17 protein-coding genes are annotated in these 13,667 nt (G+C 67.8%); 9 read left to right on the forward strand and 8 right to left on the reverse strand.

Features of this window, described 5'->3' with window-relative positions:
* Nucleotides 1–37 precede the first annotated feature (37 nt).
* The 4 genes from ACGFIF_RS06760 to ACGFIF_RS06775 all read left to right on the forward strand — a co-directional run bounded on the left by ACGFIF_RS06760 (nucleotide 38) and on the right by ACGFIF_RS06775 (nucleotide 4,404).
* Entirely contained in the window at nucleotides 38–1,345 is a 1,308-nt protein-coding gene (locus ACGFIF_RS06760; RefSeq protein WP_393152196.1) for a Dyp-type peroxidase, read from the forward strand.
* A 110-nt stretch (nucleotides 1,346–1,455) separates the two neighbouring features.
* Nucleotides 1,456–2,529: an FAD-dependent oxidoreductase gene (locus tag ACGFIF_RS06765; protein WP_393152198.1), complete on the forward strand. Its 1,074-nt coding sequence runs from the start codon at nucleotides 1,456–1,458 to the stop codon at nucleotides 2,527–2,529.
* Between the two features lie 103 nt (nucleotides 2,530–2,632).
* Nucleotides 2,633–3,754, forward strand: coding sequence for a sensor histidine kinase (locus ACGFIF_RS06770; RefSeq protein ID WP_393152200.1), 1,122 nt, complete (start codon nucleotides 2,633–2,635; stop codon nucleotides 3,752–3,754).
* Entirely contained in the window at nucleotides 3,751–4,404 is a 654-nt protein-coding gene (locus ACGFIF_RS06775; protein WP_393152202.1) for a response regulator, read from the forward strand. The genes ACGFIF_RS06770 and ACGFIF_RS06775 overlap by 4 nt, the downstream gene beginning before the upstream one ends.
* A 33-nt stretch (nucleotides 4,405–4,437) precedes the next feature.
* Here ACGFIF_RS06775 and ACGFIF_RS06780 read toward each other — a convergent pair whose 3' ends face one another.
* Together ACGFIF_RS06780 and ACGFIF_RS06785 are read right to left on the reverse strand one after the other, a co-directional pair.
* Nucleotides 4,438–4,902: a hypothetical protein gene (locus ACGFIF_RS06780; RefSeq protein ID WP_393152204.1), complete on the reverse strand. Its 465-nt coding sequence runs from the start codon at nucleotides 4,900–4,902 to the stop codon at nucleotides 4,438–4,440.
* A 97-nt stretch (nucleotides 4,903–4,999) separates the two neighbouring features.
* A complete protein-coding gene (locus tag ACGFIF_RS06785; RefSeq protein WP_393152206.1) occupies nucleotides 5,000–5,887 on the reverse strand; it encodes a phosphotransferase family protein in 888 nt (295 codons plus the stop codon).
* A gap of 149 nt (nucleotides 5,888–6,036) precedes the next feature.
* Between ACGFIF_RS06785 and ACGFIF_RS06790 the strand changes: the two genes are divergently transcribed.
* A complete protein-coding gene (locus ACGFIF_RS06790) occupies nucleotides 6,037–6,423 on the forward strand; it encodes a hypothetical protein (protein WP_393152208.1) in 387 nt (128 codons plus the stop codon).
* 30 nt (nucleotides 6,424–6,453) lie between these two features.
* On the opposite strand, the gene ACGFIF_RS06795 is transcribed toward ACGFIF_RS06790, so the two are convergent.
* The 5 genes from ACGFIF_RS06795 to ACGFIF_RS06815 all read right to left on the reverse strand — a co-directional run bounded on the left by ACGFIF_RS06795 (nucleotide 6,454) and on the right by ACGFIF_RS06815 (nucleotide 10,696).
* Entirely contained in the window at nucleotides 6,454–8,142 is a 1,689-nt protein-coding gene (locus tag ACGFIF_RS06795) for a SulP family inorganic anion transporter (RefSeq protein ID WP_393152210.1), read from the reverse strand.
* Nucleotides 8,139–8,486 (reverse strand): ArsR/SmtB family transcription factor, encoded by a 348-nt coding sequence (locus tag ACGFIF_RS06800; RefSeq protein WP_393152212.1) that lies wholly within the window; start codon nucleotides 8,484–8,486, stop codon nucleotides 8,139–8,141. The genes ACGFIF_RS06795 and ACGFIF_RS06800 overlap by 4 nt, the downstream gene beginning before the upstream one ends.
* Nucleotides 8,483–8,680 (reverse strand): hypothetical protein, encoded by a 198-nt coding sequence (locus tag ACGFIF_RS06805; RefSeq protein ID WP_393152214.1) that lies wholly within the window; start codon nucleotides 8,678–8,680, stop codon nucleotides 8,483–8,485. Before ACGFIF_RS06805 ends, ACGFIF_RS06800 begins: the two co-directional genes overlap by 4 nt.
* Nucleotides 8,681–8,912: 232 nt before the next feature.
* Nucleotides 8,913–9,722 carry an ABC transporter permease gene (locus ACGFIF_RS06810; RefSeq protein ID WP_393152216.1) on the reverse strand — a complete coding sequence of 270 codons (810 nt, stop codon included), beginning with the start codon at nucleotides 9,720–9,722 and terminating at the stop codon, nucleotides 8,913–8,915.
* Nucleotides 9,719–10,696 carry an ATP-binding cassette domain-containing protein gene (locus ACGFIF_RS06815; protein ID WP_393152218.1) on the reverse strand — a complete coding sequence of 326 codons (978 nt, stop codon included), beginning with the start codon at nucleotides 10,694–10,696 and terminating at the stop codon, nucleotides 9,719–9,721. Before ACGFIF_RS06815 ends, ACGFIF_RS06810 begins: the two co-directional genes overlap by 4 nt.
* Before the next feature lie 58 nt (nucleotides 10,697–10,754).
* Here ACGFIF_RS06815 and ACGFIF_RS06820 point away from each other — a divergent pair, with 58 nt between their 5' ends.
* The 4 genes from ACGFIF_RS06820 (at nucleotide 10,755) to ACGFIF_RS06835 (ending at nucleotide 12,923) form a co-directional block, all read left to right on the forward strand.
* The gene (locus ACGFIF_RS06820) at nucleotides 10,755–11,099 is read left to right on the forward strand and encodes a PadR family transcriptional regulator (RefSeq protein ID WP_393152220.1); all 345 of its coding nucleotides are present in this window, start codon (nucleotides 10,755–10,757) and stop codon (nucleotides 11,097–11,099) included.
* Complete coding sequence (locus ACGFIF_RS06825; RefSeq protein WP_393152222.1) at nucleotides 11,081–11,653, forward strand: permease prefix domain 1-containing protein; 573 nt, start codon at nucleotides 11,081–11,083, stop codon at nucleotides 11,651–11,653. The genes ACGFIF_RS06820 and ACGFIF_RS06825 overlap by 19 nt, the downstream gene beginning before the upstream one ends.
* Before the next feature lie 146 nt (nucleotides 11,654–11,799).
* The gene (locus ACGFIF_RS06830; protein WP_393153663.1) at nucleotides 11,800–12,174 is read left to right on the forward strand and encodes an ArsR/SmtB family transcription factor; all 375 of its coding nucleotides are present in this window, start codon (nucleotides 11,800–11,802) and stop codon (nucleotides 12,172–12,174) included.
* Nucleotides 12,171–12,923 (forward strand): cation diffusion facilitator family transporter, encoded by a 753-nt coding sequence (locus ACGFIF_RS06835; RefSeq protein ID WP_393152224.1) that lies wholly within the window; start codon nucleotides 12,171–12,173, stop codon nucleotides 12,921–12,923. The genes ACGFIF_RS06830 and ACGFIF_RS06835 overlap by 4 nt, the downstream gene beginning before the upstream one ends.
* 44 nt (nucleotides 12,924–12,967) lie before the next feature.
* On the opposite strand, the gene ACGFIF_RS06840 is transcribed toward ACGFIF_RS06835, so the two are convergent.
* Complete coding sequence (locus ACGFIF_RS06840) at nucleotides 12,968–13,624, reverse strand: ArsR/SmtB family transcription factor (protein ID WP_393152226.1); 657 nt, start codon at nucleotides 13,622–13,624, stop codon at nucleotides 12,968–12,970.
* Nucleotides 13,625–13,667: the final 43 nt, after the last annotated feature.

Here is a 13,667-nt window from a genome sequence, read left to right on the forward strand (position 1 = left end):
CCACTCCAGCCTACAGGGACCCTGTAGGTTGGCTTCCATGCTCTCCGACTCGAGACCTCCTGCGAAACGCTTCCAGCCGACGCGGCGTGCTGTTCTCACGCACGGCGCTGCGGCGGCCACCGCGGCCGCCGTCGGCGCAAGCGTGGGCACACAACTCCGTTCCACCGACGCCGCCGCGGCGCCGAGCCCGGTGGTGCCGTTCCACGGCGACCATCAGGCAGGCATCGTCACCGAGCAGCAGTCGAACGTCGTACTGGCGGCCTTCGACGTCACCGCCGACCGATCCGGTTTGCGCCGGCTCCTCGACGACTGGACAGCACTCGGCGTCGCGCTGAGTCAGGGCAGGCCGGCCCCCGCACGCGAGCAACGGCCGACCGATCTGGCGGCTGACTCGGGGATCGCCGCCGGGCTTGCTCCGGCGCGGTTCACGATGACCGTCGGCTTCGGTCCGGGCCTCTTCGATCGCCGTTTCGGCCTGACCGCGCATCGACCGGCGAAGCTCGACCCGGTGCCTTCGTTTCCGGGCGACGCGCTCGATCCGTTGCGCAGTGGTGGCGATCTGATCGTGCAACTCTGTGCGGACGACCCCCAGGTGCTGAGTCATGCCTTTCTGCAATTGCGGGCGACCACCGTGGGACTGGCGAAGCTTCGCTGGTCGGATACGGGTTTCGTCAGCGGGCCCGCCGGCGGGCGAGATCCTCGCAATCTGCTGGGACTGCATGACGGTACGGCGAACCCGGCGCCTGGTCCTGGCCGGGATCGCTTGGTCTGGGTCGACGACACAGCGGAACCCGCCTGGATGCACGGGGGCACCTACCTGGTGTTCCGGCGCATCCGGTTGCGGCTGCCGGAGTGGTCGTTGACCCCGGTCGCCAAGCAGGACCAGGCGGTCGGACGCCGCGCTGACGGATCGCCTCTCTCGGCGGCGCCCGGGGCGGACCCGTCCACGCCGCTCGACCTCGACGCGACGGATGCTGCAGGCGGCCCGGCGATTCCGGCGCGGGCCCACGTGCGACAGATGCATCGTTTCGAGATGTACCGACGCTCGTACAACTACGACCGAGGCTTTGATCCCCATACGGCGGCAGGTCACGGGACGGAGGGGCAAGCGTCCGCCGGTCACGGACACGGGCACGGGCACGATCACGCCGGGCACGATGGCTACGACGCCGGTCTCTTGTTCCTGACCTTCAACCAGGATCCGGCCCGGCAGTTCGTCCAGGCGCAGCACGCTCTGGCCACCGTGGACGATCTGAACCGCTTCCTGCAGTCCACGGGGAGCGGAATTTTCGCGATCCCTGCGGGAGTGCGCGCCGGTCGGTCATTGGCGCACGGGCTGGTCTGATCTGCGGCAGGGGAGACCGGCTCACGACTTCAAGGCATAAGTTGCCTGACTACATGTAGCTGATCTAGAGTGGTCCCTGTCCGTTCTGCTAGTGCCCGGAAGGAGATTTCGTGCTGAGGGCGAAACGTGCTGCCGCCGTCGTTGGGGGCGGGGTCGGTGGCTTGGCCGCCGCCATCGGACTGCGTCAGGCCGGCTGGGACGTAGTGGTCTTCGAACGGTCCAGCGGACTGCCTCGTACAGGCACCGGACTTGGGATGTGGCCGAGTGCGCTGCGGGCCCTCGACGCGCTGAGCGTCGGAGCTCGAGCGCGGGACGTGGGCAGACTGCAAGGCAACGGCGTCTTCAGACGTCCTGACGGTACGGCGTTCGCCACGCTCGACGTCGCCCGGATACAGCAACGCCATGGAGAACCCGTCTACCTGTTGTCACGTCCCGCGCTGCTCGGCCTGCTCGCCGACGCCCTACCGGACGGTGTCGTTCGATTCGACTCGCCTGTCAAAGATGTTGAGGAACTGCGTAGTCAGTACGACGTCCTGCTCGGCGCGGACGGTATTCGCAGCCTGGTCCGGACAAAGGTGTTCGGCGACGTCTCCCGACTGCGGTTCGCGGGTGCAACGGTGTGGCGCGGTGTGGCCGATGTCGACTGCCCCGAGGGCGGCGAGACGTGGGGAGCAGGGGTCAAGTTCGGACTGACACCACAGGAGCCGGGCAGGACCAACTGGTACGCCGTTCTGACCGCGCCCGAGGGCTATCGACCACCGGGTGACGACATCACCGAACTCCGCAGGCTCTTCGGCGACTGGCATGACCCCATCCCGTCGATCCTTGGCCAGTACGACGCCTCGGAGGTGTTGCGCCACGACCTGCATTACTTGGACCCGCCGCTGCGCAGGTACGTGCGCGGTACAGTCGCACTGCTGGGAGATGCCGCCCACGCCATGACTCCCGATCTCGGGCAGGGGGCCTGCCAGGCTCTGATCGATGGCATGACCTTGGCCGAGTGCCTCGGCGCGGCGGCGACGGTCGCCGAGGGACTGGCCGAGTACGACCGTCGGCGACGCCGGGCGACGCAACGCATCGCCCGGATGGCCTTGTGGGCCGGCAAGTTGAGCCAAGTACGCCGATACACACGAGCGCGGGATCGCATCCTCAGGTTCGCGCTCGCGCTCGGAACGCCCGCCTGACATGTCGACAGTCGACGCAGCGGCTCTGTCGGATGCGGACAATGGCCGCCGGCGGAGAGGCGGAGCGGGCCCACGCGCAATCGACGCGGCGCTGTGCCTAACCGTGACCGGAACGGTCTCGCTCGTCGTCGCAACCCAAGCCAGTTCCCGGCCGGTCGACCCGATGCCCTATGTGTGGGCTCTTGGCCTGGGCGCATTGATGATGCTGCGCCGGCAGGCGCCCACCCTCGTGCTGGCCATGACCGCGGTCGGGTTCTTCACGTACTACGCAGCGGGCTTTCCAGCGATCGGGGTCGCCGTGCCGATCGCCGCCGCCCTGTACTCCGCCGCCGAAGCGCGGCACGCCGGAGCCGCCGTCGTGACCGGAGCCGTCGCTCTGCTTGCCTCGACCGGCTACCGACTCGCGGCCGGGCAGCCGGTGGCCTTCGTGCTCGGCTACGAACTGGTGTCGCACGCGACGTTGATCGCAGCCGTGATCGCTCTCGGGTACAGCGTCCGGACCCGCCGCGAGGTCGCCGAGCGCGGCCGCCTGCTGGCGCACCTGACAGCGCGCGAGCGCGAGCTCGAGACCGAGGCGCGAGGCCGCGAAGAACGGTTGAAACTCGCTCGCGACCTGCACGACTCCCTCGGCCATGCGCTGTCGGTCGCCGTACTGTTCACTGGAGTCGCCAAGGAGAGGTACGGCGACGCGCTTGGCGCCGGTGAAGCCGACGCTGCTGGCGGTGACGGCAGGGATGACCCACTCGACCGGGTGCGAGCCGCCCTGATCGACGCGCTGACCGATCTGCGGTCCACTGTGACGCTGCTCAGGTCGTCGAACACCGAGAGGCGGGCGGATCTCACCCTCGACGACATCCCTTCCATGCTTCACGATCCCGCGCTTGCCGGCGTGGCGATCGATCTGCGCATGGACACCGATCTCGGGGCCGGCCCGGAGATCCAGCAAACGGTGTTCCGCCTCGTCCAGGAGGCGGTGACGAACTCGTTGAAGCACTCGGATGCCTCTCACATCCGAGTGGACATCGGCTCCGACGGCGACGGGAACATCAAGGTCTCCGTCACCGACAACGGCAGCGCGTCGCATCAATCGACAGCGGTACCACAGTTCGGCAACGGGCTGACGGGAATGCAGGAACGAATCCGCGCGCTGGCGGGAGTCCTGGAAGTCCACGCAGGCGACGGTTGGCGGGTCAGCGCCAGCATCCCGGTTGGAGGTTCGAGATGATCCGCGTACTTCTCGTCGACGACCAGGCGCTGGTGAGAGCCGGTCTCCGAGCCCTCATCGACGCGTGCGCCACGCTTCAAGTGGTCGGCGAGGCAGGCAACGGCCGGCAGGCACTCAGCGTGGGTCGTGAACTGCGGCCCGACGTGTACCTCATGGACCTGAAGATGCCAGTGATGTCAGGAGTCGAGGCCACGCTCGCCATCCGCGCGGACCCCGTGCTCAAGAACGTTCCGGTTCTGGTGCTGACGACCTTCGACGACGAGGACGAGATCCTCGAGGTGGTTCGGGCCGGTGCGACCGGTTACCTGCTCAAGGACATCGAACCAGGCGAGCTGCGGCGCGCGATCCACGCTGCTGCACGGGGCGACGCGGTCTTGGCGCCTGCTGTTGCCCGGCTCCTGATGGAGCAAGTGGCACAGTCGGCCGGACCGCACGAACGCGACCCGAGGATCGACGCGTTGACCGTGCGGGAACTCGAGGTCCTCACCGAAATCGGCACCGGTTCGTCGAACGACGAGATCGGCCGCGCACTCTTCATCAGCCCTCAGACCGCCCGGACCTATGTCGGCCGGCTGTTGAGCAAACTGCAAGCGCGCGACCGCGCCCAGTTGATCGTCCTGGCGCACCGCTGGGGCCTTGTCGGTCGTTGACCGACAAGGCTTGGGCCGAGCGGAGCGCCGGGCTCATCGACGGGCGGCGCGTCCGCGCAGGAACTGGATGAGTACGGCGACCAGGCCGCACACCAGCCCGGTACCTGCGCCGGTGAAGAGACTGCTGACGCTCATTGCACCGCGCAGTACGACTTCCTCGGTGCCTGGAGACAACGTGCCTTCGAGATTGCCACCGAGACCGGGCGTCACCGTCGTGAAGACCTCGTCCCAGAACAGGTTGTGCCCGAGCGCCAGGATGACGCCGTAGAAGATGCCGATGACCAGCAGTGTCAGCAGGGGCGATCGGGCGGGCGACCGCAACGTCGCCGCGATCCAGATGGCCGCCGGCGCGAACACCAGCGCGGCGGCGACCGCGGAGTTCGGGATCAGGCTGAGGTCGTGCAGCGCGACACGGGGCGCGGCGAGGAGCGACAGTGCGGCGAGCTGCCACAACGGGCGCCCCAGCGTGGTCTTCGGATTGGATGCAACGTTCACCATGACGTCGACCGTAGAAGCGGCGCGGCCGGCAGACATCCCGCCAGAAGCGACATCCTGGTCGCTGGAAAGCGACATTTTCTCCGCGGTTTGCGCACGCTTACGTCCGTGAGAACACCCACTCCAGGCCGGCCAGCGACTTGTCGACGTACGGAGCTCGACCGGTTTCGAGGCCGAAGCGCAGGTCCTCCAGCAACGAGCAGCATGCGTAGAACCCTGCGCGGTCACGAAGATCGTCACCACCGGGGTACTGACCGAGCGCCGCGTCCAAGGCTGCGGGACCCAGGTCGCGAAGGACGAGACCGAAGTCCCGAGCCGGGTCACAGACGGCAGCGTCGGACCAGTCGATGATGCCGGTGACCTTCTCGGTGTTTGGAGCAACGAGAACGTGCTCGGTGCCGAGGTCGTTGTGCGAGAAGACGAGCTTCCGCGCCGGTTCCGGAAGTGGGCTGCGCAGGAATGTCTCGATCCTGCGGTGGTGGCCCGGTGCCAACGCCGCGGCCACGTCCGCGTAGTACTCAGCTGCTTCCTCGCGCCAGCCGGCCAACGGCTCGTCGTCGACGTCGACCAGGTCGGTCCACTGGTCGGGGTCCGACGTGTGCAGTACGGCGAGGAATGCGCCGAGCTCAGCGCCGACGGGAACGGCGTACCACGCGTGGTCGGCAACCGGGATGTCGATGATCGGAGTTCCTGCGAGCTTCGGGTACGCGATGCAGTTGTGCTCGGCCAGCGCGAAGACCGGCTCGGGTACCGGCAGCGGACTCACCTGACCGAGCCGGGTCAGCAGGGCGGCCTCCCGTCGTACCGAACCGGGCTCGCGAGCGATCCGGACGACGAGTTCGCCGTTCACCTCGTACGCGACGTTGTCCAGTCCCGCGCCGAGGCGTACGACGCTTCGCACGACGTAGCCCGGCAAGCCGATGCCCACCAGGTGGTGAACGTCCGCGTTCGAGGACTGGTCCGGTTCAGTTGGTTCTTGAGTCGTCACGTGATCGAGGGTAGTTGACGATAAGTAGACAGACAACCTATAAAGGAGTGCGTGTGCAACCCTGCGATGTCCGTTGCTGATGGCACCTTGATGACGCCTTGCCGTCGTGGCCGAAGGACAGTGGCCGACTTCTTCGACCTGGAGCCGGCATGACAGATCTGGTCGACCAGGCGGCGTGGGTCCTCGTCGTGGCCTTCGTGCTCTCTCTGACTTATGAGCTCTACCGCGCCACGGTCAAGGCCGGTACGTCGCCTCACGACTCCGTCGCGGCCTTCGTGAAGACCGACCTCGCGCTGTACGTCGTAGCCGCCGTGGTGATCGGATCGCTGTTCGCTGACTTCCCCTGGGCGCCTTGGGCCGGCCTGATCTTCTCGGCGAGCGTGACCGCGGTGTCGATCCTGTACTACAACCCGAAAATCATGCCGGCCCGCAAGCCCGGCATCATCGACTGGTTCGAAGACCTCATCTTCACCAGCCTCGTATTCCTAGCCATGGCACTACTTGGCTACCAGGTGCTCGGCATCACCCTCGAGTGATGGTTCATCCGGCGTGGGATTCGTTCCGCCTCAGTCGGTGGTGGTTTGCAGGATGCCGTTGTGGTGTAGGTGGGTTCGTGCGGCGTGGATTGCCTCGGGGGTGGTGGGGAAGACACGGCCTTCGGTGCGGAGGGTGTTGATGACGTCGAGGGCGTCGAGGGGCCGGTGGTGACCAGGGCGGATGCCGGAGATCAGGACGGTCATGCCGCGGTGCTGGAGCTTCTCGATGGCATCTTTGAGGACGAGGGCTCCGCTGGCGTCGATCGCGCTGACTGCCGACATGCGCAGGATCACCACCGAGACGTGTGCGACCTCGGACAGTTCCAGCAGGAACCGGTGCGCGGCGAACAAGAGCGGCCCGTCGATGCGGTAGGCGACGATGTGCTCGTCGAGGAGTGCTCTCTCTTCGGCGGTGTGGTCGCCAGGCAGGTCCGGGTGCAGGGGCATCTGGCGTATCTGTGCGCTGCGGGCGACCGCGCGGAGCGCGAGGGCGCCGGCGACCACGAGTCCGAGGATGACGGCTTTGACCAGATCGAGGGCCAGGGTCGCGATCGCGGTGAGGGCGAGCACGGTTGCGTCTGATCGGGTGGCGCGGGCCATGGCGCGGACCGAGCCGACCTCGACCATCCGCACTGACGTTGCGATGAGGACACCGGCCAGCGCGGCCAGCGGGATCCGCCCGACCAGGGGTGCGGCGGTGTAGATGATCGCGGCGAGCAGTGCGGCGTGGACGAGCGCGGCAAGACGCGATCCTGCTCCGGACCGGACGTTGACGGCGGTCCGGGCGATCGCGCCCGTGGCAGGGACGCCACCGAACAGTGGCGTGACCAGGTTGGCCAGGCCTTGACCGAACAGTTCGCGGTCCGGGTCGTGTTTGTGGCTGACGCCCATGCCGTCGGCGACGGCTGCCGACAGCAGGGACTCCAGCGCGGCCAGCGCTGCGACGGCCAGGGCCGGCCCGGCCAGCGACCAGAGCGCTGACAGGTCAAGGAACGACATCGATGGGGCCGCGATGCCGGAGGGCAGCTCACCGATGCGTGCCACGTCGAGTCCGGCGACCTCGACGATGACGGTTGCGGCAACAACCGCGAGGATCGAGAACGGCACCGCCGGCCGGACCCTCGCCCCGACCAGGATCAGTACCGCGACACCGGCCGCGACTGCGACCGCGACCCAGCGGGGCTGCTCGGCGAACGACGCGACGGCGCGGGCAGCGACCACGGCGACCTGGTCGCCGTCCGGCGTATCGACGCCGAGCGCCGCAGGGAGCTGCTGCAGTCCAATGACAGCGGCGATGCCCAGGGTGAACCCTTCGACCACCGACGCGGGAACGAACGCCATGTACCGACCGGCCCTGGCGATCGCCAGACCGATCAGGATCAGCCCGGCCAACAGCCCGACCGTCAGCACGCCACCCGCGCCGTGCGCATGCATGATCGGCACCAACACGACAGTCATCGCCCCGGTCGGCCCCGACACCTGCAGCCCGGATCCACCGAACACAGCGGCCAACGCACCGGCCACGACCGCGGTCGTGAGCCCCGCCGCGGCACCGAGCCCGGACGAGATACCGAAACCCAGCGCGAGAGGTAGGGCGACGATCGCCACCGTGAGACCCGCGAGCAGGTCGCGCCGTGGCTGATGGAGCATCGCAGCGAGGTCGTCGCGGGCAGGAAGCAACGCTCGCGCCCGGTCCCGGACGCCAGATGCCGCGCTCATCGGCTAACGGCCTCGGCCTCACGCAGCTCCGCAAGCAACTCGCTCTGGCCGACGAGCAACTCGGTCAGGATCCGGCGCGCGGTCCGAAGCAGTTCCGCGATGTCGCCGCCGGCGAGCTCGTAGACCACGCTCGACGCCTCCCGGTGCGACACCACGATGCCGTAGCGGCGCAGCACCGCCAGCTGCTGGGACAGACTGGACGCCTCGATCCCGATGTCGGCCAGCAGTTCACGCACCGGCCTCGGCCCATCCTGCAGCAGCTCCAGCACCCTGATCCGGACCGGATGCCCCAGCATTCGGAAGAACTCCGCCTTCGCCTGGTAGAGCGGAACCGGCGCGGTCACCGGTCGCCCGCCCGATCGGTGATCTCCTCGCCGACATCGACGCCGTTCTCCATCGCCAGCCGCAGCAAGCTGTCGAGTTCGCCGATGCGGACATCCACCGCGTAGAGATCCCCCTCGCTCCTCGCCTCGGTCAACGCCTGCTTCGCCTCACGCACCCTGCGGCGCAGATCGCCCGCGAACTCGCTGGTATTCACCGCACCTCCATCGTCGGCCATCCGACGGGATTAGCATGTAGTGAATTGAAGAACTTTGCAAGTCATCAAGCGAGGGTTCGCCGTTCGTCAGGGCAATGACAGGGGGTCGTCAGGCTGACAGGCATGGTCAGGGTCAGCGAGCGGCTGATCACCTGGGCGCGAACGATCCGTCCTGTGGGAGATTCTCGAGGTAGCCAGGACACCACCGGCGGTCTGGTGGCGCGTGAGCTGTTCATCTGGCGCGGCGGTATCGGAGGACTGCCGCAGGGATGGTGACGGCCAGGAGGACGACGATCCAGGCAACGGCATGCACGACGGCTTCGGCGGTGGGGCCGCCGAGGACGAGTGCCCGGAGGGCGTCGACGATGACCGTGACGGGGTTGATCTCCGCGAAGGCCCGGAGCCAGTCCGGCATCGTTGCGACGGGGACGAAGGTCGAGCTGGTGAAGACCAGGACGATGACCGGCATCAGGCCGGCGAGGCCGGCGGATTCGGCGTCGTGGACCAGGAGACCGATCAACGCGTTGATCCATGAGAAGGCGACGCCAACCAGCACGGTGAGACCGACCGTCGCGATCGCGGCTGCTGCGCCGGCGTGGAAGCGGAATCCGATGGTCGATGCCACACCGATCATCAGCAGTACGACGAACAGGTTCCGCACCGCGTCAGCCAGGGTTCGCCCCGCCAGGACAGCGGAACGGGTCATCGGAAGCGCGCGGAATCTGTCCATCATGCCGGTCGTGAGGTCGTCGGCGATGGCCACGCCGGTCTGGGATGCGCCGAAGGCGATCGCCAGCACGAACAGGCCGGGCAGGAGGAAGTCGACGTACCTGGTGACGCCCGGCGGCTGGATCGCGCCGCCGAAGGCAGAGGTGAACAGGAGCACGAACAGGACCGGCTGTGCGGTGGCGAACGCGATCAGCGTCGGCACCCGGACGAGCCTGCGGAGGTTCCTCCCGGTGATCACGGCAACGTCGCCCAGCAGTTGGGACAGCCCGTGGGGCACGTGGTCGTCGGCCGATCGCATCGAGGTCGCGGTCATCGAGAGCTCCGGATCGTGACGCTATCCTCGGCCGTCGTGGGCTGCCCGGTCAGAGCAAGGAACACGTCGTCGAGGGACGGACGGCGTAAGGCGACGTCGGTCACCGGTACGCCGGAGGCTCTGAGCCGGGTCACCACCCTCTCAAGCGCAGCCAATCCGTCCGAGATCGGCAGCACCATCGTGCCTTCGACCGTGTCGACCACCGCTACGGCAGAGCCGAGGTCCGCGAGGTCGGCGGCCAGTGTTTCCGGATCGGCGTGTGGTGGGATTCGCACTTCCACCCGGTCGCCGCCAACGCGCGCCTTGAGGTCGTCGGCCGTACCCGTCGCGATCAGCCGGCCGTTGTCGATGACCGCGATCGTGTCGGCGAGCCGATCGGCTTCCTCGAGGTACTGCGTGGTGAGTAGGACAGTCGTTCCTTGCGAAGCCAGGGTGGAGATTGTCGACCAGAGGCTGATCCGTCCCCGGGGATCGAGACCGGTGGTCGGCTCGTCGAGGAACAGTACGTCCGGCCACCGCATCAAGCTCGCCGCGAGATCGAGTCGCCGTCGCATGCCACCCGAGTAGCCGCGGACCAAGCGGCCCGCGGCGTCGGACAGTCCGACCGTCGCCAGCAGTTCGTCGGTTCTCTGCTTGGTACGGCTGCGGTTCAGCCCGGACAGCCGGCCGATCATTCGCAGGTTCTCGCGGCCGGTGAGGTAGGGGTCGACTGCGGCGAACTGGCCTGACAGGCCGATGGCTCGCCGTACGGCGTTGGACTGCCTGACCACGTCGAAGCCGGCGAGCCGAGCCGTTCCCGCGTCCGGCCGCAGGAGCGTCGCCAGGATGCGAACCAGGGTGGTTTTGCCTGCTCCGTTCGGCCCGAGGAGCCCGAAGACCGTGCCGGCCGGTACCTGCAGCTCGACACTGTCCAGTGCCGTGGCCGCGCCGAACTGCTTGGTGAGTCCTTCGATCTCGATTGCGGGCTCGTTCATGATGCCACCGCCCATGGCTAGCATTGCTACCTATGCTCTTGGTGTAGCATAGCTACTTATGAGGGTGGATGCGCAAGTGCTGAAAGGGCACCTCGACGTACTCCTGCTGGCCACCCTGGCCGTCGGGCCGCTGCACGGCTACGCGATCAAGGAAGCACTGCGCGACGGCAGCGAGGGTCGATTCGACCTGCCCACCGGAACCGTCTATCCCGCGTTGCACCGACTCGAGCGTGCGGGACTGATCGCTGGATCATGGTCGGTCGTCGACGGCCGTCGACGCCGCAGCTACCAACTCACGGCCGACGGGCAACGCAAGCTCACCGGCGAACGTGCCAACTGGCGCGAGTTCGCCTCGACTGTCACCACCTTGCTGGAGCCCGGCAGATGGCAGACCACGACCTGATCGACGGCTACCTCGCCGACCTCGCGCGACGACTTCCACCGGAGGTCGTCGAAGAACTCGCGGACGGCCTCGAGGAGACTGTTCGCCATCACCTTGCGCGTGGCCTCGCCCCGCCGGCCGCGATCGCCGCGGCGATCGACGACTTCGGCCGGCCCGCGCAGGTCTCAGCAGCGTTCGCTCGTCAGTCCGCGGGGCGTCGTACCGCGGTGGCGATGCTCGCGACAGCCCCGATCTTCGCGATCGTGTGGGGAATCACGCTGATCGGTGCAGAGGCGTGGAGATGGTCGCTCCCGCTCGGTCTGGTCGTCCTGTTCGGAGTCGCGCTCGTCGCCGTCGCCGGGACGCTCCTGATCGTTGCCACGAGCAAGAACCCGGCGAGGACCCGGCTCGCGGGCCCGGCCAGCGCCGTACTCATCGTCCTGGACCTGAGCATGCTCGCCACGGTCCTGACCGTCGGGCCCGCACTCACCACAGCCTTCGCGTTCGCAGTCCCAGCGAGCCTTGTCCGCATCGCTGTCTCGACCCGCAACCTCCCACGCGTCTTCGCCCGCTGAGTCACGAGCTCCGTTCCGTCAGGCCTCCATCAGGCGCAGGCCGGCGCCGAACACCAGTGGCAGCCGACGGGAGCGGCAACCCCAGGCCGGCCGCGGCGATTTCGGTTCACAAACAGCACCGGTGACGCTAACATCGCCACATGGCGATGAAAGTACGTTCGGTCGATACCGCAATCGGGCAGGTCGACGAGGCCGCGGCCCTGTCCGCGGCAGCTTGTCTCTTCCACGGGTTCAGTGACGCTTCCCGGCTGGCGATCGTGCGGCATCTCGCGCTTGGTGAGCATCGAGTGGTGGACCTGACCGAGCACCTCGGGCTGGCCCAGTCGACGGTCTCGAAGCACCTCGCCTGCTTGCGCGACTGCGGGCTCGTGGACTCGCGGCCGCAGGGCCGGGCGTCGCTGTTCAGCCTGACTCACCCCGAGGCGACTCTGCGGTTGCTGTCGGCTGCCGAGCAGTTGCTCGGCCTGACCGGTGACGCTGTCGCCCTGTGCCCGGTCTATGGCGTGGAGGCGCAGGCATGAGTGAGCGGCAGCCGTTGCGGATCCAGCCGTTGCAGATCTCGTCGACGCCGCCGAGCACCTGGACCACCGATCCCGAACTGCGCCGCAGACTGAGCCGTCGGGCCCAGTTGCTCGCCGGCGCCTCGGTCACCTACAACGTCGTCGAGGCGATCATCGCCATCACGGCCGGCGTGATCGCCGGATCGGTCGCCCTGGTCGGGTTCGGGCTCGACTCCATGGTCGAGGTGTCGAGCGGGTTGATCATCTTGTGGCAGTTCCGCCACCGGCTCCCGGAAAGCCGGGAGCACCTGGCGCTGCGGATGCTGGCGGTGTCGTTCTTCGCGCTCGCCGGCTATGTGACCTTCGAGTCCCTGCGCGCCCTGATCGGTGGCAGCGATCCCGATGCGTCCCCGGTCGGGATCGGCCTGGCGATCGCCTCGCTGATCGTGATGCCGTTCCTGTCCTGGGCGCAGCGTCGTACCGGCAAGGCCCTCGGCTCCAACGCGGTCGTTGCCGATAGCACCCAGACGTTGCTCTGCACCTACCTGTCCGCGGTCCTGCTGGTCGGCCTGCTGCTGAACGCGACCCTCGGGTGGGGCTGGGCAGATCCGATCGCGGGCCTCGTCATCGCCGCCGTCGCCGTCCGTGAAGGCCTCGAGGCGTGGCGCGGTGAAGGCTGCTGCTCACCCATCGCCGGCACCGCCACCGGTGGCGGTGCAAGCTGCGGCTGCAACGACGGCCACTGTGCCGACGGTTGCCGCAAGGACTGACCGCGGTGGCGCTGACCTGCTGCAGACAGCGCTGGAGTGGGGGATCACACCGCGACAGGCAGGTTCGCCAATCGCCATTCGAGCATTCCGTCGGTGAGCCGGACTGCCTGCCGCCCTTCGGCTGTGAGTGCCCGGACCGCTTCGTGTGCCATCACGCAGTAGGCGCCGCGGCAGTACGCCACGATCGTGGCATCGCCGGGTAGGGCCCCGATCCTCTCCGGGAGTTCCTCGATCGGAATGGACAGGGCTCCGGGGATGTGGCCGGCGGCGAACTCCTCCGCAGGGCGTACGTCGATCAGGGTGACATCGCCGGCGTCCAGTCGGAGCAGCAACTCGTCGCGGGTCAGTTCAGCGATGCCGTCGTCGCCCAGGTAGGCGTCCCGGGCCCGGTCAACCTCGGCGAGGTGGGACGAGGCCACTCCTCGCAGCTGCGACCAGAGCGCGGCCACATCGGCTCCGGCGAGCCGGTAGAAGACCTTCGTGCCTTCTTTCCGGGTCGAGACCAACCCGGCCTGCCGAAGGATCTGCAGATGATTCGACGCCGTGGTGAGGCCGAGCCCGGCCCGGCCGGCCAGCACCTCGACCGACCGTTCCGCTTGAGCCAGCAGATCCAGCAGTTCGAGGCGCTTGGCGCTGCCCAGTGCCTTACCGACCGTCGCGAACCCCTCGAACAGCTCACCCTTGCGGACCGGGTCACCCATTGACATTCCTCCAAAGATTCATGGAATAGTGTAAGAGTGGCCG

It is taken from the genome of Kribbella sp. NPDC049174 (genome assembly GCF_043197365.1).
Lineage (GTDB): Bacteria > Actinomycetota > Actinomycetes > Propionibacteriales > Kribbellaceae > Kribbella.

What these genes read in the sequence shown, in the direction of transcription:
- ACGFIF_RS06760 (WP_393152196.1), top strand. Translation starts at nt 38, where the DNA reads ATGCTCTCCGACTCGAGACCTCCTGCGAAACGCTTCCAGCCGACGCGG.
- ACGFIF_RS06775 (WP_393152202.1), top strand. Translation starts at nt 3,751, where the DNA reads ATGATCCGCGTACTTCTCGTCGACGACCAGGCGCTGGTGAGAGCCGGT.
- ACGFIF_RS06780 (WP_393152204.1), bottom strand. Translation starts at nt 4,902, where the DNA reads ATGGTGAACGTTGCATCCAATCCGAAGACCACGCTGGGGCGCCCGTTG.
- ACGFIF_RS06790 (WP_393152208.1), top strand. Translation starts at nt 6,037, where the DNA reads ATGACAGATCTGGTCGACCAGGCGGCGTGGGTCCTCGTCGTGGCCTTC.
- ACGFIF_RS06795 (WP_393152210.1), bottom strand. Translation starts at nt 8,142, where the DNA reads ATGAGCGCGGCATCTGGCGTCCGGGACCGGGCGCGAGCGTTGCTTCCT.
- ACGFIF_RS06810 (WP_393152216.1), bottom strand. Translation starts at nt 9,722, where the DNA reads ATGACCGCGACCTCGATGCGATCGGCCGACGACCACGTGCCCCACGGG.
- ACGFIF_RS06815 (WP_393152218.1), bottom strand. Translation starts at nt 10,696, where the DNA reads ATGAACGAGCCCGCAATCGAGATCGAAGGACTCACCAAGCAGTTCGGC.
- ACGFIF_RS06820 (WP_393152220.1), top strand. Translation starts at nt 10,755, where the DNA reads ATGAGGGTGGATGCGCAAGTGCTGAAAGGGCACCTCGACGTACTCCTG.
- ACGFIF_RS06825 (WP_393152222.1), top strand. Translation starts at nt 11,081, where the DNA reads ATGGCAGACCACGACCTGATCGACGGCTACCTCGCCGACCTCGCGCGA.
- ACGFIF_RS06830 (WP_393153663.1), top strand. Translation starts at nt 11,800, where the DNA reads ATGAAAGTACGTTCGGTCGATACCGCAATCGGGCAGGTCGACGAGGCC.
- ACGFIF_RS06835 (WP_393152224.1), top strand. Translation starts at nt 12,171, where the DNA reads ATGAGTGAGCGGCAGCCGTTGCGGATCCAGCCGTTGCAGATCTCGTCG.
- ACGFIF_RS06840 (WP_393152226.1), bottom strand. Translation starts at nt 13,624, where the DNA reads ATGGGTGACCCGGTCCGCAAGGGTGAGCTGTTCGAGGGGTTCGCGACG.